Below are 1,878 nucleotides of genomic sequence, written 5' to 3'. Positions count from 1 at the left end.
CTTGTCGCTCTCGGAGCCCAAGCGCAGATGATAATTGGCTACGAGGGGATCCACGAACCGCGTCCGGGCGGCGAGATCTGGATTGTTCCCCTGCAACTCCTGCTCCAGGAGTTGGTAATCCCTCTGGATATGTTCGTCGCCTAGCCATTCCAATGCGCCGAGCACCCGCCCGTCTTTAGCTTTCCCAGGGGGCCTCTCTGGCCGACCCAATGCCTCCTGCGTCCCGCTGCGCTGCGCAGCGGCGTCCCCAATGGCACGAGCCTCCATGCCGACTGCGTCTTCCGGACGAGCAGCAAGGGCNGCTGCGCAGCGGCGTCCCCAATGGCACGAGCCTCCATGCCGACTGCGTCTTCCGGACGAGCAGCAAGGGCAATTTCGCGCCCGGGTGCGAACTTCCGGAGATGAGCTAGTGCACTGATCCTCCGGTTACCACCGGAGTTCACATAGCGCTTGGCATCTTCATCCAGCGACCCCTCGTGAAGCCGATCCGCAATCCCCGGCTTTTTGTTTTCATGCAGGTATTCACTGAAACGTATAAGAGTAGATCCATAGACCTGAATGGTACCGCGATTCGGCCCGGTCGCAGGCGCTTCTTTGTACTCTTTGATGAGAGCCGCTGTGTAATCTCTGATGAGCGCGGCGTCGGCAGGGTAGGGATTCCGGACAGGGCGGTCGACCACTGGCGCTCCGCCCGCCAACGTCTTGAGACGACCCAGTGCTCTAGCCACGATCGAGGGGCCACCCCTGCTCTCGTACTCCGAGGGGCCACCCCTGCTCTCGTACTCCTTGCGATCCTGATCCAGCGACGATTCGTCAAGCCGAGCAGCAAATCCCGGCCTGTTATTGTCAAAGAGCCAACGACCAAAGCCGAGAAGAGAATTTACATGGCGCTTGACCGTGCTCTCCTTGACCTTACCCGCGTAAGCTGACCTCAGCCCTTCGACAACGGTCGCATCGTTGGAATAGAGGGGACCCTTGTCGCGACCGGAGACCCCTATTGGAGGATCTGGCTGCACCGCCGCCGGCACAGAACGAGCATGGTCACGCAACTCGGACGGTGCGGGGGGATTCAGATCAACCACTGACGAANTAGCTGGTTGCTCCTGTCCTGTGCAGCGATCCGCTCGTCCGGCGCGCGCTGGTCGCCGTCGCGCCAGCTCAGGGGACGAAAGGACCCTGCGGGATCCGAGGCTTGGTGATGGGGCCCAGTTGGCACGAAAGACGATGCCAGAACAGCGTCGTCTTCATTAGCTTTCCCAGGGGGGAGATACTCTGGCCAACTGTATTCCTCCTGCGGCCCGCTGCGCTGCGCAGCGGCGTCCCCCTTGCTCTCAAGACTTTGAAATTTAAATGGGTCCCCGGGAGCAACGTCTGGCGCTGACTGGCCGAGCCGCTTGATCTGCTGGTGAAACGTCCCAACGGGGCTTTCCTTAACCGCGTCTCGGGCCTGTCGGTCCATGAGTTCAAAGTTCGTAAGATTCTTTGCCGTTCCGAATGTATTGTCACCCCTGAGGCGGGTTTGTAGTGCCTGCCGATTGACGACGAGGTTGTTGAGGTTCAGGTTATCTGGCTGCGATTGCAATCGCCCAACCAGCGCCCGCGTGCCGTCCACCACGTAGACTCCGCAATCCACCACGTTGCTCTGCTGGGCGATGCGGGATACGCCCACGCGGGTCTCCAGGCTGGCGCCCAGATTTTCTGCGAGCTCTTTTGCAAGCGTGTCATTGCATCCGTTGTAGGAGTCATAATGATAGGCAACCGGCCGTTCCCGGTCGCTGCGATCAACGAACAGCAGCGACCAATGGGTGCCGCGCTCCGCAAGAGTCTTACCGCCATCGCTCACTGGCACGAACAGGAAGTCGGCTGTGTCGTTACCGT

1 protein-coding gene is annotated in these 1,878 nt (G+C 60.5%); it reads right to left on the bottom strand.

The genetic code is table 11. The features are described from left to right. Nucleotides 1-1,069: 1,069 nt before the first annotated feature. On the bottom strand, nucleotides 1,070-1,878 hold an 809-nt coding region (locus X750_RS1000000167315; protein WP_245271929.1), incomplete at its 5' end, for a Ulp1 family isopeptidase.

This window comes from Mesorhizobium sp. LNJC391B00 (genome assembly GCF_000502535.1).
Lineage (GTDB): Bacteria > Pseudomonadota > Alphaproteobacteria > Rhizobiales > Rhizobiaceae > Mesorhizobium.
Note: the sequence above shows the minus strand (reverse complement) of the source record. Positions and strands in the feature narration are given on the sequence as shown.